This window comes from Candidatus Uabimicrobium helgolandensis (assembly GCF_041508025.1).
Classification (GTDB): domain Bacteria; phylum Planctomycetota; class Uabimicrobiia; order Uabimicrobiales; family Uabimicrobiaceae; genus Uabimicrobium; species Uabimicrobium helgolandensis.
The window spans coordinates 7,757,209-7,781,393 of sequence record NZ_CP165719.1 but is presented as its reverse complement, the minus strand read 5'-3'; the positions used below and the strand labels follow the sequence as shown (position 1 = coordinate 7,781,393).

At 35.0% G+C, this 24,185-nt stretch carries 15 protein-coding genes; 5 read left to right on the top strand and 10 right to left on the bottom strand.

From position 1 onward, the window contains the following. The first annotated feature begins 8 nt into the window (after nucleotides 1-8). From UABHE_RS28725 to UABHE_RS28710, 4 genes are all read left to right on the top strand, one after another. A complete protein-coding gene (locus UABHE_RS28725; RefSeq protein WP_372366772.1) occupies nucleotides 9-545 on the top strand; it encodes an RNA polymerase sigma factor in 537 nt (178 codons plus the stop codon). A gap of 178 nt (nucleotides 546-723) precedes the next feature. Continuing rightward, nucleotides 724-5,265: an AAA family ATPase gene (locus tag UABHE_RS28720; protein ID WP_372366771.1), complete on the top strand. Its 4,542-nt coding sequence runs from the start codon at nucleotides 724-726 to the stop codon at nucleotides 5,263-5,265. 446 nt (nucleotides 5,266-5,711) lie between these two features. After that, nucleotides 5,712-6,884, top strand: coding sequence for an oxygenase MpaB family protein (locus UABHE_RS28715; RefSeq protein WP_372366770.1), 1,173 nt, complete (start codon nucleotides 5,712-5,714; stop codon nucleotides 6,882-6,884). A 51-nt stretch (nucleotides 6,885-6,935) separates the two neighbouring features. Continuing rightward, nucleotides 6,936-7,589: a hypothetical protein gene (locus tag UABHE_RS28710; protein ID WP_372366769.1), complete on the top strand. Its 654-nt coding sequence runs from the start codon at nucleotides 6,936-6,938 to the stop codon at nucleotides 7,587-7,589. Between the two features lie 332 nt (nucleotides 7,590-7,921). Here UABHE_RS28710 and UABHE_RS28705 read toward each other — a convergent pair whose 3' ends face one another. From UABHE_RS28705 to UABHE_RS28660, 10 genes are all read right to left on the bottom strand, one after another. After that, nucleotides 7,922-8,077: a hypothetical protein gene (locus UABHE_RS28705; protein ID WP_372366768.1), complete on the bottom strand. Its 156-nt coding sequence runs from the start codon at nucleotides 8,075-8,077 to the stop codon at nucleotides 7,922-7,924. A 36-nt stretch (nucleotides 8,078-8,113) separates the two neighbouring features. Further along, on the bottom strand, nucleotides 8,114-9,700 hold the full coding sequence (locus UABHE_RS28700; protein WP_372366767.1) for a zinc ribbon domain-containing protein: 1,587 nt from the start codon (nucleotides 9,698-9,700) through the stop codon (nucleotides 8,114-8,116). Next, nucleotides 9,630-10,235 (bottom strand): IS607 family transposase, encoded by a 606-nt coding sequence (locus tag UABHE_RS28695; protein ID WP_372366766.1) that lies wholly within the window; start codon nucleotides 10,233-10,235, stop codon nucleotides 9,630-9,632. Before UABHE_RS28695 ends, UABHE_RS28700 begins: the two co-directional genes overlap by 71 nt. A 255-nt stretch (nucleotides 10,236-10,490) precedes the next feature. Continuing rightward, on the bottom strand, nucleotides 10,491-11,030 hold the full coding sequence (locus tag UABHE_RS28690) for a hypothetical protein (RefSeq protein ID WP_372366765.1): 540 nt from the start codon (nucleotides 11,028-11,030) through the stop codon (nucleotides 10,491-10,493). Nucleotides 11,031-11,212: 182 nt separating this feature from the next. Further along, nucleotides 11,213-11,665, bottom strand: coding sequence for an SRPBCC domain-containing protein (locus UABHE_RS28685; protein WP_372366763.1), 453 nt, complete (start codon nucleotides 11,663-11,665; stop codon nucleotides 11,213-11,215). A 374-nt stretch (nucleotides 11,666-12,039) separates the two neighbouring features. Continuing rightward, nucleotides 12,040-12,438 carry a hypothetical protein gene (locus UABHE_RS28680; RefSeq protein WP_372366762.1) on the bottom strand — a complete coding sequence of 133 codons (399 nt, stop codon included), beginning with the start codon at nucleotides 12,436-12,438 and terminating at the stop codon, nucleotides 12,040-12,042. 8 nt (nucleotides 12,439-12,446) lie between these two features. Beyond that, nucleotides 12,447-12,923, bottom strand: a complete 477-nt coding sequence (locus tag UABHE_RS28675; protein ID WP_372366761.1) for a macro domain-containing protein — start codon at nucleotides 12,921-12,923, stop codon at nucleotides 12,447-12,449. A gap of 18 nt (nucleotides 12,924-12,941) precedes the next feature. Further along, nucleotides 12,942-16,463, bottom strand: a complete 3,522-nt coding sequence (locus UABHE_RS28670; RefSeq protein ID WP_372366760.1) for a protein kinase — start codon at nucleotides 16,461-16,463, stop codon at nucleotides 12,942-12,944. Nucleotides 16,464-16,575: 112 nt separating this feature from the next. Continuing rightward, entirely contained in the window at nucleotides 16,576-18,210 is a 1,635-nt protein-coding gene (locus UABHE_RS28665; RefSeq protein WP_372366759.1) for a hypothetical protein, read from the bottom strand. A 148-nt stretch (nucleotides 18,211-18,358) separates the two neighbouring features. After that, on the bottom strand, nucleotides 18,359-19,249 hold the full coding sequence (locus tag UABHE_RS28660; protein ID WP_372366758.1) for an SMP-30/gluconolactonase/LRE family protein: 891 nt from the start codon (nucleotides 19,247-19,249) through the stop codon (nucleotides 18,359-18,361). 664 nt (nucleotides 19,250-19,913) lie between these two features. On the opposite strand from UABHE_RS28660, the gene UABHE_RS28655 reads away from it, so the two are divergent. Then, on the top strand, nucleotides 19,914-24,140 hold the full coding sequence (locus UABHE_RS28655; RefSeq protein WP_372366757.1) for a HEAT repeat domain-containing protein: 4,227 nt from the start codon (nucleotides 19,914-19,916) through the stop codon (nucleotides 24,138-24,140). Nucleotides 24,141-24,185: the final 45 nt, after the last annotated feature.

Genomic DNA, 24,185 nt, shown 5'->3' with positions numbered 1-24,185 from the left:
GATACTTTATGTCCTGGCAAATATTTTTCGAACTTGAAACGAAAGAACAAAAGTCTCAATGTTTTGCATTTCTACATAAAAAAATTTTATATAATTTTTCCAAGAAAAAAATGTCTCCTGAAACTGCTGAAGATTTAACACAAGATGTTTGTGTAAAAGTTATGCAAAATATTGAGAAAATACTTAGCAAATGCCAAAATGTCGATCATTTTAAAAATTATATTTATAAACTTGCTAAAAATATTTTATTAGATTATATCGATAAAGAAAAAAAACACTTAAATTCAGAAGTTCTCGAAGAAATTAGTATAGAAACACCTGATGGAATCATTCTCGAAAAAGAGTTACGCCAGATATTGTATAGTTGTATGGGAAAAGTGAACGAAAACTGGTGTGATATTTTAATTTGGAAAGAGGTGGATGGTAAATCTGCGAATGAAATTTTACTTTTGTCTGGTGTTTCAGAAAGAACACAGAGATTATGGCGTGCAAAAACAAAAGAACAATTAAAGACTTGCATTGAAAGTAACCTTCAGAATGAATAACTGTAATGCGCCATTCTCTTTGGATATATTATAGAGATTCGATAATACCCTACAAAATTAAAAGAAAATAAATAGCAATGTTAATCTTTTTTTTGATTTTACACAAAAAAATTCTTAAATGCAAAAAAGTTTTAAGCATATCAATCCTTAGATTATTTGATTTGGAAAATAGGTTATTTTGAAACTAGCAGAAATTTTTCTCAACATAGTAACAGATGCCTTGCGGTATATGGAAACAGAAGATGTGCATATCAAGGATCGTCTTGTTGACGAATTAGATACGAGTTTTAGTCTTCTTCATACTCTTTCAATGGAAACTGAATCTCCTTATACTTACGCCTATATTGACCTTATAACTGACAATAAGCCTCATAATTTAATTACTCTTCTAGAGAGTGATGAACCATGCTTACAAGGAGTTCCTGAGAATTTAGAAAAGTGGCGCAGTGACTACTTGCGAAGATTGAGCATTACCTATCATCATTGGAGATCCCACATATTAAATGCTCAGCTTCGTTTATATTTCGTAGTGGCTTTTAACAAAACAGGATTGTTAAGTTCTCTGCGTATGTCTTCATATAACCCATTACCATACCAACGTATTCAAGGTAGCGATTATGATAATTCCATTTCTCGTAGCCTTGATGATGCGCGAAAAATAGTAAAATACTATTGGCAAGCTAAATACAAACTATCTGCTACAGAGGTCGATAAAAGTTTACAAGTATGGGCAATCGAATGGGGTAGTTCCCTTCTCGCGCAATTTCGCGATAAACCAATTATTGGTGAAAGTTTTACTTTTGCTTTTACAATACTTTTCTTTCTTTCTTCTCTTCGACAACTTGCCGAACAGGAATCACTTACCGTTCGAAATTATAAAAATAATGATAAAATAGAACCTCATCAGCTTATTCTTCCAACAAATATTGTTGCAAGTGGTGCTTTTTTACGCAATCAAATTCCCGACGAATCCCTAACGCCCAAAACTTACAAAACAATCTCTACGCAAAAGGTTGCCGATGTTCAAATCAAACTAGATGTTTTATATGATGTTAATTTGGTGTGTGAAGAATCGTTTATTGAATATTTCTTGATACCAAAAGATAACTATTTTGAAATACAAAACCAAAGCCAAGATATAGCCGTTGTTCCTATTGAAAATTTAGATGATTTGATAACAAAATTTTTTCCAGATTGGCTAGTAGTTGGAAGTAAAGAACTTCCTAAGCAAAAAACTCGCGTTGATGTTAAAAATTTTATAGAGCAAGCGCTGTTACTAACAAAGCAATTAAGAAAAATTCATAGACAAAATCGAATTTACAAGTATTTAACTATTGATTGTGTTACATCTTTGATAGGACAAATAAAATTAATAGATCCTGGTGAAGCAAATTCTATTGCCTTAGCAAATTCCGAAAAAACAGTTGCCTATATTGCTCCTGAACAAAGTGATTACTATGATTCAATTATAGATCATCGTACCGATTTTTATTCGTTAGGTATCGTTTTTTATCAAATGTTAACGACAAAACTACCTTTTAATTCTAAAAATGTTCGCGATCTTATCATTAGCCATATTGCTCAAAAAGTAATTCCGCCTTGCGACCTAACTCCGCAAATTCCTGCAGTACTTTCCGATATTATTATGAAAATGATTGCTAAAAACCCTGACGATCGTTACAAAAGTGCCCAAGGAATAGTAGATGATTTAGAGGTTTGTAAAAATGCCACAGAAAATAATAGACCTGATGTGTATGAAACTCTTGTCCTTTCAAAGAAGCTGTATGGGAGAGATTCTGAGTATAATACACTACATCAGTGTTGGCTAAATTTTTTAGAAGGTAATAATGAAATTGTTATGATTCACGGCATGCCAGGGATTGGTAAAACAACTTTAGTTAATAGTTTATTACCGCAAATTCTTTTAAAAGATGCATTCTTTTTATCTGGCAAATATCAAAAAGACAATAAAGAGCGTTCTCAAAATGCTTTGATTCAGATTGCCCAGAAGTTTTGTACGCAAATTTTGTCAAATTCCCCAGGAAATATAGCTAAATGGCGAGAAAAGATAAAAAAACAATTAGGCGGAAACATTAGTGTTGTTGTAGAGACTGTTCCAGGGTTTGAGAATCTAGTCGGCGAACAGCCTCCTTCATCAAAATTACCACCAGAGGAATCAAGAAACCGTTTTTATCTTACAATGGAACGACTGTTTTATATCATAGTTACAAATAATCAAAAAACAGTTATTTTTTTAGATGATATTCAGTGGATGGACGACGCATCTATACCTTTGCTAGAAAAAATATTAGGGAGATACCCTCAGGCAATTTTTTATATCCTTGCATCGAGAAATAGTAATTGTAAAAAAACAAAGCAACTTAGAGAAATTATATCAGAAAAAAAGCATGGCTTTTGCGAAATATCCCTAAATACTCTTTCTGAAGAATTTACAAAAAACGTTGTTTGCCATTTATTATCTCCTACCCAAAGTGACATAGATGGTTTGAGTAGATTAATATTTAAAAAAACGATGGGGAATCCACTGTTTTCTAAGCAATTCCTACAAGTTCTTTGGCAAAAAAAATTACTTTCTTTTGATAAAGAAAATCGTTCTTGGAATTGGAAAATAGCGAATATTAAGCGAGTAGATTTTAGCTGCGATGTTTTAGAATCTTTGCGAATCAAAACGTCACAATTACCTAAAGAAGAACAACGGTTTTTGCAAATATGTGCGTGTTTTAGTGATGATTTTTCAGCAGAAATGCTTGGGTCGATAATTCCTGAGTATCGCAATAATATTGTCAATTTTATCAATAGTTCTTTACAAAATAATTATTTTGTTGCAACGCAAGCGCATTGGGTCGCATCTTTTGAGGAACAAAAATATCATTTTTCTCACGATTTAGTACGTGAAAGTATCCATCAAACTATAGATAAAGATACTAAACAAAAAATCAATTATAAGATTGGTTTGTATTATTCAAAAAATAGAGATAATTACCCTTTGTCTAGTATAGTTCACTACTGGAATCGTTGTACTGAAGTACTCGAAAATATACAAAAATTTGATCTAGCAGAACTTAATTTTAAAGCGGTAATTGGTGCCAAAAACTCTGCATCTTACGACAATGCTATGTCCTATATAAGTACAATAAAAATGCTTGCAAATAAAATTCAATTAGAACCTAAATTTCTACGAAAAGTACAGCAACAAGAAGCAGAAATTGCATATTTAAACAAAGATTTTGAACAAGCAGAAAAACAATTGCTGCAAATGATTGATGAATCAAATGACAATATAGAAATTGCTAAAGTACATGTTTACCTTGTTATTCTTTATACTCACATGGGAAATTGGGATCAATCATTTTTAATTGGTAAAAAAGGATTGAGTTATTTGGGAATTGATTGGTCAAAAAAACTTCCCGTGAAAACTATTGCAAAAGAGTTTTTCACTATAAAAGCTAAATTACGCAAACTAAAAAATAATCCTCATTGCTTTGTTGATTTACCTAAAATTGACGATGAAGAACAAAGAATTGCATTGCAGTTACTTTCTATTTTCATGAATACTACATACTATGGTGGAAAAATTTATGCTTTGTTAACAGCGTTAAAAATGGTCAACATTACTCTGAAAAAAGGGGTTTCTGTTGATTCTCCTAACGGCTACGGTTATTTAGCCATGTTACTTGGTCATGTTAAAATTTTAGGTGATTACGGTCTAGGGCGGCAATTTATGGAGTGGGCAATTGAACTTAGTGAAATTCATAATAATCCTCTATACCAAGGCCGCGTCTATTTTGCTTTTGGTTCTGTTGTTAACCACTGGACAAAAGAGTTAAATTTAAATTTACAATACTTACAAAAAGCAAAAGAATATAGTTTGCAAAGTGGAGATATAATATTTGCTTCATATGCCACGGTACATCCACTACCTATATGTTTTTTTTCAGGTGAAAATCTAGACTCTCTTTTTTCCAAAGGACAACAAGCCTTAGATTTTTTAGAAGATGTGAGGTTTAACTCCCAGGAGTTTTTTCCATTAGGGTTACAGAAATTTATTACCCAAATTAGTGATATTCCTCTAGATAAAATGACAAAACAAATAAGCATCAATCAGTACAAGGACGATGAACAAGATATAAAAAATCTAACGGGAATTATTTGGTTACAGATATTAGAACTGAAGAGATTATATTTACAGAATAATTACGATGAGGCGCTTAAAATTGCTAAGGAAGCGCAGCGATATATTGACGGAGCGTTTGGTCAAATAATGGAGCCGGAGTACTATTACTATTATACTCTTACTTTATTAGCTCTTTACCCACGAGATAAAAAATTTGAAGTAAGTAAAAAAATTAAAAAAAACTTGGGTAAACTTAATACATGGAAGAATAACTGTCCTCAAAATTTTGCTCATAAGTATTTCATTGTGAAAAGTGAGATATTTAGAGTACGCCATGATTTTCTAGCAGCAATGAAGTTTTATCAGCAAGCTATCGCTGAGACGGAGAAAACAGGCTTTACACATCAACAAGCACTAGCTAACGAATTAGCAGCGTATATGTATTTACAACTTGGTATTGAGGATGTTGCTCAAATGTATTTACAGCAATGTATAAGTTGCTATAAGAAATGGGGAGCTACAGCAAAAGTGCGTCAATTAAGTGAGAATTTTTCTGAATCAATAGATTTAGTGGTTCGCCATTGAAGTTTATTCTTTTGTTTTCTAGGGCGTGTCATCATTCAATACAGATAAAAATATAACGGATTCATTTAATGATACGCCAGTAGTATTGAGCCCGAGCCCGTTTGCGAGCCCGCGCCCGAAAACTTTTTGAGAGCGACAGAAAGTGATTTATTGGTTCAATACTAGTTTTTTGCGATGGAAAAAGAAACTTTGCTTCTTTGATAAATTGTTAGTGAAAGTTTCGGAAACGGCTTGCAAACGGGCTCGGGCTCGAAAAAACACACAATATTTTGAATGATGACACGCCCTAGTTTTGTTCGATTTTCATTATAGCTATAGCGCGTGTTTTCGCGCTAAAAAAGATCCCTGTGTTCGTGTAGCTATTCTGTGAAGCCACTTACATTGCAAAATAAAATATAAATCTTAAGCTAGGGCACACTCGTTAACTTCAACAAAAGGAGAATAATATGTCACGTTGGACTAATGAATTTTTAGATCATCTTCGTACCCAAGGCGATCCTTTGGCTGACGAAAGTATCGCAAAAATTTTAGAAGATGGCGAAATAAAGCATGCTACAGAAGTTTTTAAAAAGTTAGACCAAAATAATGATCTTCCTCCTAAAGAAGTTTTTCCTGAGTTGGAAGCTTTTTTCGAAGCGACAAACCAATTACCAGAAAATATTGATAGAGAAAGAATAAAGCGCGGCGAAGCCGTTTTTATTGACCATGCTTTTCCCGGAGCTTTAGTTCTTTTAACAAAAAGTCTACCTGAAGGTTATCAAGCCCCAAATCTTACACATATACTACATCTTTCAGGTAACCTAGAAAGACACCCGTATCATCGTTTGCTTGCGGTTCTACAAATGCTCATCAATGTCAACTCTGCTGACGGTTTTGAAGCAGGCGGTAAGGCTGTTATCGATGCTCAAAAATTACGCTTACTACATGCTGGTATACGCCATATTTGTCCTCAGTACTTGCCAGAATATCGCGCGAAGTATGGAGAATTTATTAACCATGAAGATATGCTTGGTACAATAACCGCTTTTTCTTACTTACTTATTATAGGTTTACGTAAATTAGGATATAAACTTAGCAAGGAACAAGAAAATGATTATTTTTATACTTGGCGCGTTTTTGCGGTGATGATGGGTATCCACCCACCAGGAGAACCGCATAGCTTTGCTTATGTTCCCGATGATATAGAAGATGCAGGACGATTTTATGACTTATACCAAGAACGTCATTATGTTGGTGTAGAACAAAATCCTCAAGGTAAATCCCTTGCCGCTGCAAATTTGGCGATGCTTGAAGATATGATTCCATGGTATTTGAGTATTTTTGGCTTGAAATCACTACCGCGAATTTATATGGAAAAACTCATGGGACAAGAGGCTTGCAAGAACCTCGCTTTACCACTTTTTGTGGGTGGAAAAATCATTGAAGGTGTTGTACTTCGTTTACCATGGTTACTATCGGTAGCCTTTACGCCTATACGTTTCTTTCGCCACCTTATTTTCCGTGGCCATCATCATGCGTTTAGTATGTCGCTCTTTCAAAGGATGATCAATGTCGAATATGGAGAAAGAGTAACATTTACAATTCCCGAAGATTTGAAATCATGGGTAGATATGGGCTAATTAGTGCTTTGTAACATTAATTGATAAGTTAGTACAGAAAGGATTTACGATATGGATTCGTGGTTAAACTTAACAGACTATACCCCCACAGAACTTACGTTATTTATTACTGGGTGTTTTTTGTGGGTGATTGCCTATGCAATTATCATCAAAAATATCATACGCCACAAAGTGGTTGAAATGCCATTTCTTGCTGGCTGCGGAAATTTTGGTTGGGAATTTGTATGGTCATTTGTTTTCCAAACCAATATGGGCCTTGTATGTGTTTACGCTTACCGCGCATGGTTCTTTTTAGATATATATATTTTTTATAACTTACTTAAATACGGAAGTAAGCAAGTATCCTCACCAGAAATGAAAAAATACTTCAAACCGATGTGTATTTTCCTAACACTTGCGTGGGGCATAGCTACTTACTGTATGCAAAGATCAGGCTATGAACATGTGATTGGTGCGATATCGGCGTATACAGTAAACGTTTTTATTTCAGGATGTTATATAACTCTTATCTTGCGAGTAAAAAGCTTAGTGGGATTTTCGTTAAGTGTTGCGTGGCTAAAGATGATAGGAACAGGACTAAATACCATATTTATGTTTATTCACTATCCAAATGATCCATATTTGCATTTTATGGGCGTTTTAGTGTTTATTTTTGACATTATTTACATTTATTTATTCGTACAAAAACGCAAAGAGCTTGCTTAAGCATTGTAACACTGTAAATATATAAAAGAAGGCGAGTATCTCTCGCCTTCACAAATCCTCTCTCAAACGTTCTATTGTATTTATCTTTTTAAATTGACAACATGCCGTTCCTAATTTTTGGGATATTTCAGTTGACGACATTAAATTTACAACTGGAGGAGAAAGAGAGTATCTTTCAAGCCCGAAAGAGCAAGCTAATTTCTGAATTATTCAACGGAAGAAACGGTTATTAGCGACGATGTCTCGCGATACACTTTTTGCAGAATGAATGGTCAGGGCAAAAACGCCTTGAGATTATTTTTGCAACAATACAAATGCTGGATGGCTAGATATTACTTTTTATATTCGGGAACTTTTAGATAACAACCGCTACCAGAATAGAGTTCTTTAAACGCTTCAGAACCAAAAGGAACGTCAAGCAACCTCTTACTAATTTTTCCACCGTTCCTCTTTAAACTAAAAAATCCAAAGTAGTGGATAACATTCATACGCGAAGGATTCCAAAGATAGTACCTTTAAAAGAATTAAAACTCTTTTGTACGACTTTGGAAGAGAGGGAAACAGAATGTATCCAGCCCAACAAACAATAAATGTGACCTTTGCAATGGGTTGTAGCAAAGGCGTCCTGACAGTGAATCAGGCAAACGAGTCTTCTTATAGACGACTGTTTTTGTACATTTTTTGAGATTCTTTTTAAAAATGGCTTTCCGAGCAATATTCAAGCACGCGACATAATCGCGATCAGCGGAGAATGTGCAATTTGGACAATAAAACCAAGGAAGAGATTTGTGTTGTTTTTTGTGGTTATCAGAAGATGAAAAGTGTTGCCCTTTGTGCGAACATTTTGGGCAAATGGAGCTGGTACCTGCTGGATGAATAGGCTTTTGTAAAGAATAACCACACAGACTGACTTTATAATCAGTCAGAGCAATAATTTTTTGGCGGACAGTGGTGTTTATTTGATGATTTTTATTACGAGAGTAACCACGAGATTTAAGTGATTTTAGGTTTTCATAATAGATTTTTGAGCAATTGTAGTGTTTGGCAAAAAAGACAATGATGTTCGCGGCTGTGTGTGAGATTTCTTTGTTAATCAATGAAATTTTATTCCATCTTTTGGCAATTTCTCTATTACATTTTTTGAATAACGAATCTTTGTGGAGAAGCTTATCGCGCTTGCTTTTCCAGTGATCAATATCTTTGTAAATTCGTTGTAATTTACTTTGTATCCCACAAAAATTAGCAAAATATGGCTGCGAAAGTTGTTCGCCTTTGTTATTAAAAACACAAAGAGTAAGAAGTTTACGTACTCCCCAATCAATGGTAATAAAATTTTCGCTTTTTTGTTTTTTAGGTTTTTCGACAGTGATTTTAAAGTCAAGAATTGGCAAATAATCACCATGAACACAATCAAAGCGAAGATCAGGAGATGTTATTTGTTTCTCTTCGAGAAAAGAGGGAAGTTTTATATTTGTTTCTAACCAACGCCATTTTATTTGTTTACCACAGCGATCTATCACTTTGAAACTGAGTTTTATTTTGTCTTTATCTTTCGTTAGTTTTATCGCTTGTCCATCATCAGGCGCGTAAGTCAGTATTTTCTTCTTTACTTTCGGTGGTTTCTGTAAAGCGTAAAAATCTTCAGGAACATCTCGATGTTTACGTTTATAATTGATTACTTGCTCTCTGATGTTTTTGACATAATCTGCTTTTTCGAATATTTCATTTTTAATGAGTAGTTTGTTTGTCCACTTTTTCGGATCATTTGTTTCCTTCATCAGTAAATCAAATACTCGCATGCGATCTCGTACTTGGCGCATCGTTCGCCCAACAATCTCCAGTACTCCACGATTGATCCGACTTGACATTTTACTTTTTTTGTATAACTTTACAAATATCGGCTCTAACACCTTGTATGAATACTTGCTGTTATTTCCATCAAATACACTATACAACTTGTTTTTGTGCGCAAACTCCAAGTACTCATTCGCTTTTTCTTGTACATAAGCCAATGTTTCGCGTAATTTTTCGGCTACTTCCTTATTCTTTATTGGAATCGGGAACGCCAGTACTTGTCCGTTTTTTATTTTGTCTTTTTTTTCTTCGTTCATGTGAACGCCGTCCATAGATTTTTGCACAATAAACTGTTAGCACCATTAAAACATCTTCTACAACTACCTCTTCAAATTTTTTCTCTGGTCTTTCATTTAGCACTACTAGTTCTACATTTTTCGCTGTACAAACTTGTTCTAATATTTGTGTTGCAAAGCGCATTAACCTATCTTTATAAGATACCACCACTTGCTTTACATTATCATTTAGTATTAAACTTAGTAACTTTTTTAGACCTCGTTTTTCGTAATTTAATCCAGATCCTATTTCTGATATTTCTACTACATTTGATGTTTTGTGTTTTTCACTATAATTCTTTAGCTCTTGTTTTTGCCTCACTAAGTCTTCTTTTTGATCATGCGCACTTACTCTTGAATATAGTATCGTTTTTTTATTTTCGTTTTCAATACCAAGCTTTTTTTCTATGCCTAATGTCCGTATTGCTTCTAATCTCCCCTGTTTTGTCCAATCGCGAATTGACTGTGTTGTTACACCAAAAAACTCTGCTACTTTTCCAATACTTATCCATGTCATTTTATTTCTTCCTGACACAGTAATTTTATTTGTTTTACACTATTATAACGTATAATAAAACAAAGTTCAAATAAAAAAAGTATGTTTTCCGTAAGTTAGGTTTTCAGCATTACTAAGTACTCCAGTATAAATTTTCGGGTATAAAAATAAAATTTATGATAAAGAATACCGTCTCCACCTATTCTATTACTTTTTCGGATGATATCCGAAAACTTTTGCATGGCTGCTTACTTTAGATTTTTACAAGTTAAATCGTTACTGCAGTGTGCCCCAGTAATTTTTATATAATTCCCTCTCAAACTCGACTTGTTTTCGGGTGTGACTTAACAAGTCTTTGTACTTAGTTAGAGATTTGAAACCTCTTGTGAATAACTTGCTAATAGGTTTATCAGTAGGATACAACGATTTGAATGTATGTCTCTCTGTCAGTATGTGTTTGCCATTTATTGATTTAAATCGATTTACTGCAACAGTAGCAAAGACAAGTTTTGGCGACTTGTTTCGTGTTTTGTTGTTTTTGTTATTTTTGTTATTTTTGTTATATATGTAATCGTATATAGTTATACGATCACCTTTGCTATTTGGTCCTTTGATTGTTTCCTGAATCTCAAATTTTGTCTTAATGAACCATACTTGACCTGGTCCCTTAGTATGTTTTACTTCCACCTGTTTCGCAATAACAATAACTGAAGATTTATGTGCTAACCATTCTGGTGTGTAGCCTGATACTTCTTCAGCTTGAATTACCAAGGTAGTTAGAAGAATACTTGTTAGAAAAAATTGACTTGTACGCATAATATAGTTCCTTCTGTATGTTATTTGTAAGGGTGTGGCCACTACTACCACTTAGAACAGGTGGCCAAAAATCTTCATTTCAGAAATACCTCTTGTTCGCTTAACAACTTTTTTTTAGTTGATCGTTTTGGATTGATGTGAAAGTTAGAAATCGATAGAGATCACGTGATAGACTTATCTAATTAATTATGTATAGCTTTCTCAAGATCTTCAAATGCTAAAGGCCAATTTTCTTTGTGGCCATCTCGAGATCTTTCATTTACAAAACCTGAATGAGTGAAATGAACTATTGTCCCGTTATTTTTTGGGACCAGTTCGATACAAATTACTGTTTCTGCTCCTTCAGTGCCGACATCAGAACCATTTCCTGTTATCCACGTCATTTCAACGATTTGGTTTTCTTTTAATTCTAGAAATCTTCCATAGTGAGGGTGTCGCCCCCACTCATTTTTATTATAGAAAAAATATGGTCTATCGACTTCTGGAATCATAAACATTTCGCCTGGATGTGCGAACCACAGATCAAATTTTGATGTCCATGATTCGTAAACTTTTTCAGGTGAAGCGTTTAAGAAACCTTCCCAAGTCATTTTTAATGGCCGACAAGAAAGATTTGGGGGGCATTTTGATTTCATCGAGTTGTTCTCCTTTTAATTTTTTTTACAAAGCTCAAGTAAAAACTTGGGATCGGGCTCCAAAAATAAACAATATTTTTGAATGATGACAGGCCCTATCTTGCTACTAGATTATGGTTGTAGAGGTGTGTAGTATAAAATCCGTATGTTTGTTTTTCAAGCCGAAATTAATTTTCTTGAATTTTCATTTTAGGTTTTAAACATTTGACTTTTGATATGCTTACATTTCATGGTAAGTTGTAACAATTCTTTGTTTGATTAAAAGCTTTGAATTTGGGTTCAGGTTCAAAAAACATTTGTTTCACTAGTTTCTGTCCTTGTTTTAAGCTTTGGAATCGGTGTTATAAAGATTACAGGGCTCGATGTTTTGTCATTTACTTAGGTTTTTTAGTAATTGTCTTCCAAACAGAAGCTCCAAATACAACCATTGCAAAAGGAAGAGCGGCACTACCTACAGCTCTGAAACCTTGTTGTTTTCCACTGATTAGGTTATACAAAATCCATATAAATAAAGCGCATCCAACAAAAATACTAAACAGTGATAATCCAAGTAGTGGCATAAACATAAAACGTCTTACCCATTTTCTATCGTAGCTTTCGGGTTTTTGTAGAAACTCTAAGGATTGTAGTATACCGATGGGAATTACTAGTAGTAACCACGTAATAAGAGATATAGATCCTAAAATCTCTGCTAGTTTGTGGTCTTGAAAAAATATACAAATCCCTGCTAAAATGGGTAACAAACAAAAAGCATAGATGGTTATTTTATGCATAATAGTCTCTAAGAAAAATCATAGACATATGTTGGTATGCCATTATTTGTAAGGTGTTTATTGAGGATAGGCTCTATGTTTTCCCACTTTCCTCCTGCTAAACCACAACCAATTCGCGGCATGTGTACTGATGCATTTAACTCTTTAGCTTTGATCGCGACTTTGCTTATCGCCATATCTACAGCTTCATAGCGGATAGGAGGATTGTCTTTAGACGGACGATTTCCTTGCTGTCCAATCATATTTGCAATATGAATATCTTTTTCTACGGTGACAAAACGCACGCTACCTAGAGAAAAATCATTATTCTCTTTTTTACTGTGCCACTCACGATAGTCTTTTTCAGGTAGAGGCCACTTTTTTGAAATGGCAAGAACAAAACCTTTTCCCCATCCTCCTACGTCGTTGCAAATATGACATATTATTTTGTTTCCTGTACTTTGTGGAGATGTGGCATCTCCTTTTAAATAGTTAATTTTATTCATATTATTTTACTTTCTAACTTAATCTTTCTGTATTTCCCAGATATAAACTTTACCGTCTCTTGCTCCTGAAAATAAACGTTTACCGTTTTTGGTAATCGCAAGCGTTGTGATACCTCTTTCATGTGCTTCGAGAGTTACTAATGCTCTATCAACTACTGCCGGAAAACCGGATATATCCCAAATTTTAATTGTATGATCCTCACTTCCTGAAATAATTCGTTCTGGATAACCAGGCATAAATAGACATGCATTTACCGTACCTTGGTGGCCTTTAAATACGGTGATTTTTTCAAGAGTATCAGCATTCCACAATACTAAGTTTTCATTTTCACCACTACTTCCAGTAATTATATATTTACCGTCTTCACTGTATGTACAAGAATATATATCTTTTTTACTAATAGTTTTATATGTTAAATTTATGGGGTTAATGATATAAGATTTTTGTTGGTGGTTTGGAATCCTGCTTTCGTCAATATCCCATATTTTTAGCCCATCTCCACCTCCAGAGACCAAAATAGGTTTATGCGGATGAAATGCACAACAGGCTACTTTGTAACGATTTCGATGTCCTTGTAAGGTAAAAATAGATCCTCGTGTTTGTTCTTTGCTATTTATGTCTTCAATTTCAGTATTCCAAACTCTTAAAGTTCCATCATTTGTCGCAGAAGCTAAACGCGAACCATCGCGATTAAAAACACAGGTTCTTGCTGACTTGAGACTTCCATGTCCTAAAAAAGTGACTAGTTTTTTTCCCGTAGTTATATTCCATAGATAAGGAATTCCAACACTACTTGTACTGGCAATAATGTTTTTAGTAGGATGAAAAGCACACTTTTTTGTTACGCCTAATCCCCAAAAAGCTTTTTGAATGCCGCTATTTTCTGGCATTTGTGATTTTCCAGAAAAATCATAAAGCTGTAACTGCATTGTTAATTCGCTGGTAATGGCAACTAAATTGTTTTTTGACGATACTTGGCAATCAAAAATGATTTTGTCATCTTGCTTTAGTAGGTAAGGGTTTCTTTTCGATAAGTTGTCATTGAAAATTTTCCACATGCGGAGACCGTCGGAGCCAATTGTAAAAAGGTAATTTTTCTTGGGATGGAAAAAACATTGATAGATTGCTCCATAATGGCCATTGAGGATCTCCTTTTTTGTCTGTTTTGCAAAATCCCATATAATCACACGGCCATCTATTTCCACAGAAGCAATAAATTTCCCATCAGGACTAAATTGGCAATCTTGAACAACACTCTTGTGTCCTCGCAACTGTGTGATCCAATTATTTTTTTCAACGCCATAAATATTAAGGGTATGATCGCGGCTTGCCGTGATAAACCATTTGCCGGAAGGATGAACAACTACTCTTGAGATGGTACCTCTATGTTTTTTCTGCACAGAGTTAGAGTATTCCTTACCATTTTTAGTTCTCCAATAAGTAATGCCATTAATGTCTACTTCACCAACAGCAATAATTAGTTTTTCGTTGCGAATAAAAGCGATGTCATTGATATTGTTGGCTGTACCTACTTTTGCTTTTAGTTTCCATATAACTTTTTGTGTCGACAAATCCCACATAATAATATTATTGCGCAATTCTTCTGCAACAGTTTCTTTTTTTCTTTGACTGAGTGTTTGAGACTGTATAAAATTTTTGGCATTGTAACAAACAACTATATATTTACCATCTTTTGTAAAATAGCTACGATTAGCAGAACTTGAGACCTTACTTTTTACTTGGAATTGCAGTGTTTTTTTCCATGTTACAGTGTCATAAACAAAAACAGCTCTACCGGCCACTATAGCTAGTAAATTTTTGTAGGGGTGGAAATTCATATGTTTTATACGATGATCTAAATGAATGGTCTTTTGTCGTTTCATTGCTACACTATTTTTATATAACTCGAAATCATAAATTGTTAAAGTGTTTTTGTAGGCTGTAATAATTTTGTTTCCTTGTGGATGAATAACCGCAGTGCGCACTTTATGGTTTAGATGTAGATGAGATTCATCGGATTTGCTTTTCAGCCAGTAATGCTCCCAATTTAGTTTTGAATGTTCTCTTTCAAGTGCAATAAGAGTGTTGTTGGCTTTTCCTCCATGGCCGTCTTTTATGTACTGTTCAGCCAAGAGATAGATCATTTCTCTATTTTTTTTCTTTGCTTCGAAGGTACTTTTTTTAGCTTCTGTTTCGTGTTTTTTTGCTAGTTGTAAATTCTTTTTTGCTGTTTGGGCGTTTTCTTCTGCTATTTTTGCAATTTCAAGAGCCTCGCGTTCTTTTTTTAAAGCAAGTTCAGTTTTTTCTTGTAAGCTGCGATTTGCAAAAAATAAGCCAATAGTAAATGCGACATTTGTGATAAAAATAATAGCAAGCATTGATGCAAACAGTTTATTACGCATTAACCACTTCTGTGATTTTCCCCACCACGAAACAGATTTTGCAATGACTGGTTTATTCTGTAAAAATCGTTGTAAGTCGTTTGCCAATTCTTGCGCACTATGATAACGTTTTCGCGGTCTTTTTTCTAAACACTTTAGACAAATAGCGTCTAAATCAGATGGAATGCTTGGTTTGTGAGTTTTTGTCGAAACTGGTTCTTCATTGATGATTTTTTTTAAAATATTGAAATAACTGTTCGCTTCGAAAGGAGCATGTCCAGTAAGTATTTTATAAAGTGTAGCCCCAAGAGCATATACATCAGAACGTGGTTGTACTTTTTCTCCATTTGCTTGTTCTGGTGGCATATAAGCTGGTGTGCCAAGAACATCTCCTTCACGAGAAAGTTGATCGTCGTTTTCTAGATTTTTTGCTAGGCCAAAGTCCATAATACGTGGATTATTTTTTTTATCTATCATAATGTTCGCAGGCTTAATATCGCGATGAATAATTCCGTGGTTGTGTGCGTAATGAATAGCCTCTGCACATTTGTGCATGATTTCTGCCAAACCACGAATATCAAATCTTTTGAACACGGTTTCCAGTGGTTCACCATCAACAAACTCCATGGTGAAATAGTTCATTGGTGTATCGTTCACCCCGTATAAACTGACAATATAAGGATGTTTCAATTGAGCAGTTGCTTTACTTTCCTCAATAAAACGTTTAACACTTTTGTCGTTGAGAATAGGATTGCTTAAAATAACCTTAAGGGCAACAGTTCGCTCTAAACGATTGTCTTTTGCTTTGAAAACAACTCCCATACCTCCGCGGCCTAGTTCTTTTTCTATGAAATAACGATTTGCAAAAACCTGTTGTTCGCAGATAGTGGCTTTGATGATTTGTGACTGCGATAGATCTCTCAGAGGTGGAGGTTGAACTTTTGTTTGAATATGCTCTTCACTAGCCATACGTAAAGCCAGCTTTATTTTATTTTGGGAAAGATGTTTGTTTTGCAAAAGCATTTGCGCTAAATGGGTATCATTGCCACTTTGACGTTTGTGATAAATATCATCTACAATCATTTGCATTTGCGAGCGAGAAATCAAGCCTCCTCGCACAAGTATATCTGCAAGTTTTTTTTCTTGTTCTGATAACATGGTAATTTCACCGTCCTCTACAAGCCTAATTTAGAAGTTTAGGGATATAAACTTCTAAATTAGGACTAGATGTAAATATTTTGCCGGTCAGTTGAAATTTTATTTTGGCGGTTTATGTTAGCTTCCATTTTGAAGTGTCTGCTAGGTCGAAGATTTCTTGAGGGCTAAATTCCATGCCCAATGTTTTTACGACACGTTCTTGGATAAGTTTTTCAACGCGATCCCAAAGTTCCGATCCCAAAGGTTTTTCTGGAAATGTAGCCAGTACATCTTGGATTAATTTACTATTACGTGAGTTAATGGTGTCTAAAATTTGTGTTTGTTTGTCAGTGGTATTAGATTTTTCGCCTTGGCAACGTGTCATAACGTCAATAACAGCAAGAGTCCATCCTCCGGCACTTGTAGCAGAATCAGGCCATGCCCATCCGCCAGCAGAGAATATTTTTTGTAAGTTCTCGGTCTCTGTTGCGACCTCTAAAAAGTTGTTTGCGCCACCACAAAAAATGCGCACTCCTCGTGCTATTAGTTGCTCGATATATAGTGGAGTTGTATTGTCACCTTCACCATTATTAATCCACACATCATAGTTGATGTTATCATTTGTAAGACGCCATAGGTAAAAATCTTTGTGTCCAAGAGTAATGGTATGGATTCCAGGAAAACGCTCCTGCATAAATTTACATGCTGCGTCTGCGCGATCAAAAACAGTGATGTTTTCTGTAGGAACACCGTGAATTTGGGTTAACGATTCAATAGCATTGCGTCCTACACCTCCTGCGGCTTCTATCAAGAATTTTAAATCACTTACCTTACGCTCGGTGTAATAATTTTTCGCTAATTCAATAGCTGTTGTTGCTACACCGTAACCTGTTGGGCGCGCCGAAGGGTCAAGGGTTCCTCCTAGATTGTGAGGTAAGCATGTAATTCCGTGTAGATCAACGCTACGTTTTGCCCAGGCAGAGCACAGATTGATATCTTTGTCCTTGCGATCTCCGCGCCAAAAAATACCAGAAAGCACATCAGGAGAACCAGAGTCTGGTCTCATATAGTTTTTATTCGGAAATTCGTCATAAATTCCAAGTTTTTTGGCTTGTAGTTCTTTATATTTATTTAAGAAATGTATTCCTTTAGGAATAATTGCCGATCCTAATGCAATAATTGCTTCGTCGGAAATACCATCAATTTTTTCACCGTCGCTGTTTAGTATAATCCATTCACCTTTTTTGCCCCCGTGAAGTGCCGGAATATCAGGAAAAATCATCACTGCTTTTTTTAGCATTGCTTTGGCAAGGTCTTTTGTACGACGCAAAATAGAAGTCAAATCTTTAATAGCATCATCATTGCGATAGCAGTCTCCTCCAATATTAACAGTTAGAGGACCACATGGTTTTTGTTGAGGATTATAATGAGTAATTACATATACAGCATAAACATGTTTATTGTGTTTGAGAATAGTATCTAATTCTGAAATGAGTCGATAACGATTAGGTAGGTGTTCTGTTGCTTCTTGCATCAACTGTTCATCTAATTTTAACACAGTCAATGTAATTGAATGCACTTCCTCTTCTTGGCGCGTTTCGGAAAGTACTTCTAGGCCATTAATTTCGCGCAGAGTTTCGGGATTTAGATCTGTGCTGATCATTACTTTTCCATTTTCTGAAGTCATCAGCACCGCACGATTTAAACTTAGGCTTGTCAATGTATGATGTGGAATTTCATTGAGCAATAATTTGATTTGTATCGACATACATATCCTTTCGTAATTTTACTCAAGTTGCGATTGTTGAAGAGTATAATGGAAAAGATATAGCTCTATATCCTAACAAATTCTGCAAACGGACCACTAAACTTTACCACTAAATTGTTGGCAGAAATTCGCAACCTGAGTATTGTTATTAATCTTTAGGATATTTGCTAAGATCGTAAGCCGTTACAGCGTTTTCTTTCATTCTAGGCAATATTAATAATTGCTTTTCTGGTATATACCCAAGATCAGCACTACCTTTAAAGCCGTATAGAAGAACCTTTACTTTGCCATCTTTTTGAATACGAAATACCTTACCCGCAATCCAGTCTGACACAAGGTAATTGCCATCTACATCTAGTTCTAGTCCATCTAAATTTCCCAAAGGTTCTTCAGTAATAAGCTTTTTATTTTTTGTCTTTAAATTTACTGAATATAAACGTCCTTTACGTCCGCGGTTTCCCCAAGCAGCAACAACTAAATTACCATTTTCGATAAGTAAACCATTTGGGTATTCTACTTCCGGACCAGCAGTGAAAACGGTAGGTTTGTTGTTTTCAATTTTAAATATCTTATTTGCCATCATATCCGAAACGTAAACAACTCCATTGTCATCGACAGCAATATCATTTAAAAATGCCGAACCTGATATTTCTATGATTTGAGTGATACTACCATCTTTAACATTTATGGAGATCACGCGATCAATATCACTTACCCACAAAGTTCCTTTATGGATACGCATTCCTTTAGGAGCATTAAGCCCAGATACAAAGGAAGCATCAATCATTGAACCATTAATATCTAATTTTTGGATAAAGCCTTTGCCATCCTTGTCAGTTGGGCTTCCTGCAACGTTTGACACATAAATGGTATTGGTAGCTTTATCATAGTATGTACTTTCTGGCGTATCAAAATTAGAAGCTACGTGCCAGCTATGTCCATACTTATCTTTACTAATAGGGCTATCATCTATTCGGATTCCCTCATCAGCAAATATACACATACTGCAAAGAATTGCAAGAGCAAACATAAAACGCATAATTTTTTTCCTTTCAAAACCAATCAATAAATAATGATTTAAGTAATCATTATTTATTATGCCACAAGGAAGAAAATACGCACTACAATATTTTTATTTTTTATAACATGCTACTAGGAGCCGTTGTCAAGCCAGCGATTAACAAAGTGAATTTCTTGTTCTTGTAATATCAATAAAAATCGAATAAGTTTTCCATTATCAGATAAATGTTTTAACACGTTTAGTATAGATTTAGCTTCAAAGGTCCCCTGAGAGATAAACCCTTCTTGCACATTCAGCTTATTTAGGAAAAATGCTATTTGTTCCAATTTTGATAATTTTTCACAAAGTCTATCGCTATAATATTTAAACAAAAAATAGCTTATGCATAAATATTTACTTTTTGGGTGTATACTATGGTTACAGAAAATCGACTGTGTGGTTTTCGAGTTAAAACTTGTGTTGAGATTTTGACTATCTTTTCTTTCATAAATTTGAACACCTCGTGTTTGTGTATTTTACAAACGTCATAGTTGTAAAGCTAAGAATACTTTTTTATGCGATGCCCTCACCTCGCTTGCTACGCAAGCTTTCCTCTCCCACAGGGAGAGGATACACGCGTTTACTTAGTAAAATACCGCATCAAATTGATGCGCACTACTATTTTTTCTTTTAAGGAAGTTACATGAGATACTTTTGGTATTTTTTATTTTTATACACAAGTGTTTTTTCACAAACTACTTTAGACGAACATTTAACAGAAGAACTGAATGATTTTACAAATTGGGGAACAAACAATAGTGCGCGGCGAGTTAGCTTTTTAGGTCCGCGTGCAGTGACTTATGCTGCTAAAATATTAAAAAAGAATCTTCGTTTTATCGATTTTAATCCAAAACAAAAACTTGGTATTGAAGATGATATTTTATACAAAAAAGTGCGTGCTGCAGTTATGACTTTGGCATGTTCACCAGTCAAAGATAAGGATATTATTCCTGTTCTCATTGAGGCTTTAAAAAATGATATGCTTTACAAATACGCGATGCCGGCTGTTGCAAGATATGGTTCATCTGTTCCTTATTTGAAAAAAATGTTGCAAAGTAAAAATAGCCCTCATCGCGACTATGCGCTTAAAACAGCTCGCGCTATGGGGAAAAAAGCGCGCGAATTGATTGTTGATGTCGAAGCTCTTATTGGTGAAGGTAAAGATCTCGATCGCGAAGTGATAAAGACATTACTGTGTATAGGTTCTTATAAATACACTGCTATAAATACACTCAGTAAAAAATCTCCACAAATTTCGCAGATGAGTCGCCGGGTGTTGTGTTCGTGGAATAGTTTTCGTTTTCCAGAGATAGACAACCGTTTTTTACAAACATATAGTGAAATCATCATGCAAACTAATTTACAAGATGATGCAATTATTGATGCCATTTTAACTTGGAGTATTGAAAAAGATATTTACAATTATTCCATTGCAAATACCGCTCTTTTTTGGCCTGAGCTTAAAGATAGGGCTTTGGCTATGCTTCGTTCTTCGAAAGAAAGAGAGCAGATTGTTGCGTTGTATTTAATCGGCGCGGCAAAAGATCCTCAATATCTCGATACATTATATAAAGGACTTGACGGTAGGAGATATGGAAAGGGATATGCTTGTTTCCATGGTCTTGTTGCTTTAGAAGAGCATACTGTGGCCTTTGCGAGAAGACACAAAAACAAAAACACAATCGATGTTGTCGGAGAAATTGTTAAGAAAGCGTCTGGTGACGCAAAACAACATGCAGTGGATTTTTTGTGCGAAATTTTAGACAGTAATGATGAAGAAATGCTCACACAAGTAATCATTTTACTGAGAGATCTCGAAGTAAAAAAACCTAGTGCTGTCGAAAAAATGCGAATTTTAGCTAAAAAAGCTTCGCCAGAAGTGCGGCTAGAAGCGGTTAAGTTTTTAGATAAAGTTGGTGAACTTGACATTGCAATGTTGAGTGCTCTCTTGAGCGAAAAAAGAGTAGCATTGGCGGCTTTTGGAATGTTAGAAGACATGGAAAACGTTGGTGAGGCGACCCCTAGTGTACTAGCTTTTGCCAAAGGCGAAACTTCTCGGTATCGTTTGTCTAGAGTTTTGCGATTTTTGCAGAAACATTCCCCACAACAAACTGTAATTGATTTTTGTATTTATTGTGTTGATAAAAAAACCATTGCTGCTGATAGTGCAAAAGCATTATCTAAAATGAAGAAACAGCACTTAATTGCTGAAAAAGTGAATGCAAATATTGAACAAAAACATTGCAGCTCTATCGCGGCTCTTGCTTATATTTCTCCGAAATCTAAAGATACTCAGGAGCTATTTCGTCGCGCGATTGAAGATCAAACAGAATGCGAAAATGAAGTGGTTGAAGTCCTCGGAGATATCCACAGTGAGTGGTCAAAAGAGCTGTTATTAACTGCTTTAGAGAATAATAAAAAAAGTGTTTTAACAAGTATCGACATCATCGCACAGTTATCTAAGTTTGGAATGCATGCACAGATTATCGCATTTTGTGAGAGCGCCGATTTACGATATGTTTCTACTAGTTCTTTAATGAGAATAGAACGAAAGGTCCTAGATGAATTACTTGAAAAAGGAAAAATACCGTTTCCAGCAAGTGTGTATGTTAAAAATCGCTTAGGAGAAAATTCCTCAAAAATCGTTGGGCATTCGTACAAAGAGTTATATCATGATTTTAACTACGAAAAAGCGTCAACAGCTATAGTTGAAAAGGGTATCAAGGAGCTTCCTCGTCTTTTTAAAGAACTGCAAGACAAAACCTGGAGTTATGACAATTCGGAAATATTTGTACGAATTTTGTGTATTATTGAAGATATGGGAGCCGCATCAATTCCAGTGCTGATTGAGATGCTAGAAGATGGTAATAGGCTTCAGAAGCTTGTCTGTATTAATGCCCTTACTATATTTAATCAAAAGATAGAAGACAATGGTATTATCGTAAGTTTGTTAACCGATAAAGATCCGCTTATCCGCGATTTTTCTGCCTATACTTGGTCGCAAATCGCCGATAACTCTTACATAGAGACTTTATTGTTTCTATTAGAGTACGATGATGAAAGCGTACAAGAAAATGCCGCCAAAATCATGACTAATATTGTAGACGAGCAACACCTAGAGGAAATGGTTTCGTTATTAGAGCACGAGAATGAAAAAGTACAACACCAAATTGCTTTAGCTTTAGGTAATATAGGCAAAAAAACAATTGATTATATTGTGTCTTTACCGAAAATATCTTCTAAATTGCTTGTTGCTCTGTTTTCTGCAAATGAAAAATCTCCGTCTCCTAAAGTCTTGCCTATTGCAAAAAATGCTTTAGAGCACAAATCACTCAAGGTGCGTTATCTTGCGATGAAAACGTTTGCTAAACTTAGTTTGGAAAAAGATCTATTACATAATTTCGTAGAAAAAAATGATGTGCAACAAATGCAAGTAATACACATGCTACGCAAAAAAACACCGTTATCCGAAGTAGGCCGTAAACTACTAGTCAAAACCTATCCTCAAATAACAAATGATAAAGTAAAAAAAGCGACCGTAGAAATACTTGCCGCAGCAAAGGAACAAGTCACTCTAGATTTTTTAAAAGAAAAGAGCACTAGCCGCGATCCACAAGTACGTTTATGGGCTATTACATTTCTTAGTTTTATGCCAGAGGAATCGTGGCAAACAATGTTGGAGGCACTAAGTGATCTAGATGCCAATATTCGTTTAGTTGCTATAAAAACATTAACAAAGGTAAAAAGCGATCCTTCAATGTTAGAACCTTTGATGCAGGCAATATATGATGACCATTTTGATATTCGTTTATTAGCGGTAGTGGCTTTAGGAAACCTAGGAGAACTTGCCACGGAAGCAATTGATTCTTTGGAGCTTATACGTCACGATAAAGATGATCATATGCATAAGCGGCATGAACTAAAAGTTGCCATCGATAAAATTTTGAACGGTGAAGTAATTTACGAAAAAGAAATACCTGATTATGTGATGGACTATTTAAACAAGGTGTCAGGTGAAGAAGCTGTGCCTTTTTTATTAAAAACTTTGCAAGGCAGCTCAACTAAGATGAGTTTTGTTATTGTTAGCAAATTAACTAAATATTTAAAGGAAGATCCGCAAAGTATTATCGAAGCATTAAATAGCGATGTAAATTGGCAAATAAAAGCATTTATCGCCATTGCAATTAGCAGAATTAGTGGTTCTCACGGCTTTGATGACAGTGGATATTATTACGGACCGATTATTCGTGCTTTAATTCCGCGGTTAATGGAAAAAAAAGTTCAGTTTTATGCTTTGCGCGCTTTAGCATGGATAGATTATTCTACTGTCGATTTCTTGGTTGAAGCGGTAGATGACCCAAATCCTACGCTCAGCCATTTTGCAGGTCGCACCCTCGATTATCACCAAAATCGCGGTAGCGTTAGTATTGTTAAGGATTTACTGGCAACAAAAAAAGGTGCTTTGTACGCAGTACGCATGTCATACTCTTTTTGGAGATCTCTTCGCGCCCAACTTTTTACTGTAACAAAAACGGGCAGCCCGCAAGCACGCCTCGAATGCATGAAGCGCTTTGCAAGAGAAAATGATATGGATTTTTTGCAAACGCAACTTAAGAGAGATCGAGACGCTACGGCAATTTTATTACAAATATTTGGTTTTATGGGGAAAAATTCACAAGCTGTTAAAGCTTTGCAGGAGTATTGCCAAGTAGAAGACAAACACATGCAAAAACTGGCTGTAGAAATGCTTACAAATGCAACTATCCAAATACCACAAATCATTAGAGTTCTTGAAAAACTCGATATCGAAAATAATATGGAATTGCAGTTGGCTGTTATAAATACTGCTTATAGTTTATTAGAGAAGTAACTAAAATGAATAAGGACGTCCTTTTTATAAAGGACGTCCTACAAA

Coding starts and splice junctions, on each gene's coding strand:
- UABHE_RS28705 (WP_372366768.1), bottom strand. CDS start 8,077: ATGAATGTTATCCACTACTTTGGATTTTTTAGTTTAAAGAGGAACGGT.
- UABHE_RS28695 (WP_372366766.1), bottom strand. CDS start 10,235: ATGACATGGATAAGTATTGGAAAAGTAGCAGAGTTTTTTGGTGTAACA.
- UABHE_RS28660 (WP_372366758.1), bottom strand. CDS start 19,249: ATGCGTTTTATGTTTGCTCTTGCAATTCTTTGCAGTATGTGTATATTT.
- UABHE_RS28715 (WP_372366770.1), top strand. CDS start 5,712: ATGTCACGTTGGACTAATGAATTTTTAGATCATCTTCGTACCCAAGGC.
- UABHE_RS28670 (WP_372366760.1), bottom strand. CDS start 16,463: ATGTTATCAGAACAAGAAAAAAAACTTGCAGATATACTTGTGCGAGGA.
- UABHE_RS28685 (WP_372366763.1), bottom strand. CDS start 11,665: ATGAAATCAAAATGCCCCCCAAATCTTTCTTGTCGGCCATTAAAAATG.
- UABHE_RS28665 (WP_372366759.1), bottom strand. CDS start 18,210: ATGTCGATACAAATCAAATTATTGCTCAATGAAATTCCACATCATACA.
- UABHE_RS28700 (WP_372366767.1), bottom strand. CDS start 9,700: ATGAACGAAGAAAAAAAAGACAAAATAAAAAACGGACAAGTACTGGCG.
- UABHE_RS28675 (WP_372366761.1), bottom strand. CDS start 12,923: ATGAATAAAATTAACTATTTAAAAGGAGATGCCACATCTCCACAAAGT.
- UABHE_RS28710 (WP_372366769.1), top strand. CDS start 6,936: ATGGATTCGTGGTTAAACTTAACAGACTATACCCCCACAGAACTTACG.
- UABHE_RS28690 (WP_372366765.1), bottom strand. CDS start 11,030: ATGCGTACAAGTCAATTTTTTCTAACAAGTATTCTTCTAACTACCTTG.
- UABHE_RS28655 (WP_372366757.1), top strand. CDS start 19,914: ATGAGATACTTTTGGTATTTTTTATTTTTATACACAAGTGTTTTTTCA.
- UABHE_RS28680 (WP_372366762.1), bottom strand. CDS start 12,438: ATGCATAAAATAACCATCTATGCTTTTTGTTTGTTACCCATTTTAGCA.
- UABHE_RS28725 (WP_372366772.1), top strand. CDS start 9: ATGTCCTGGCAAATATTTTTCGAACTTGAAACGAAAGAACAAAAGTCT.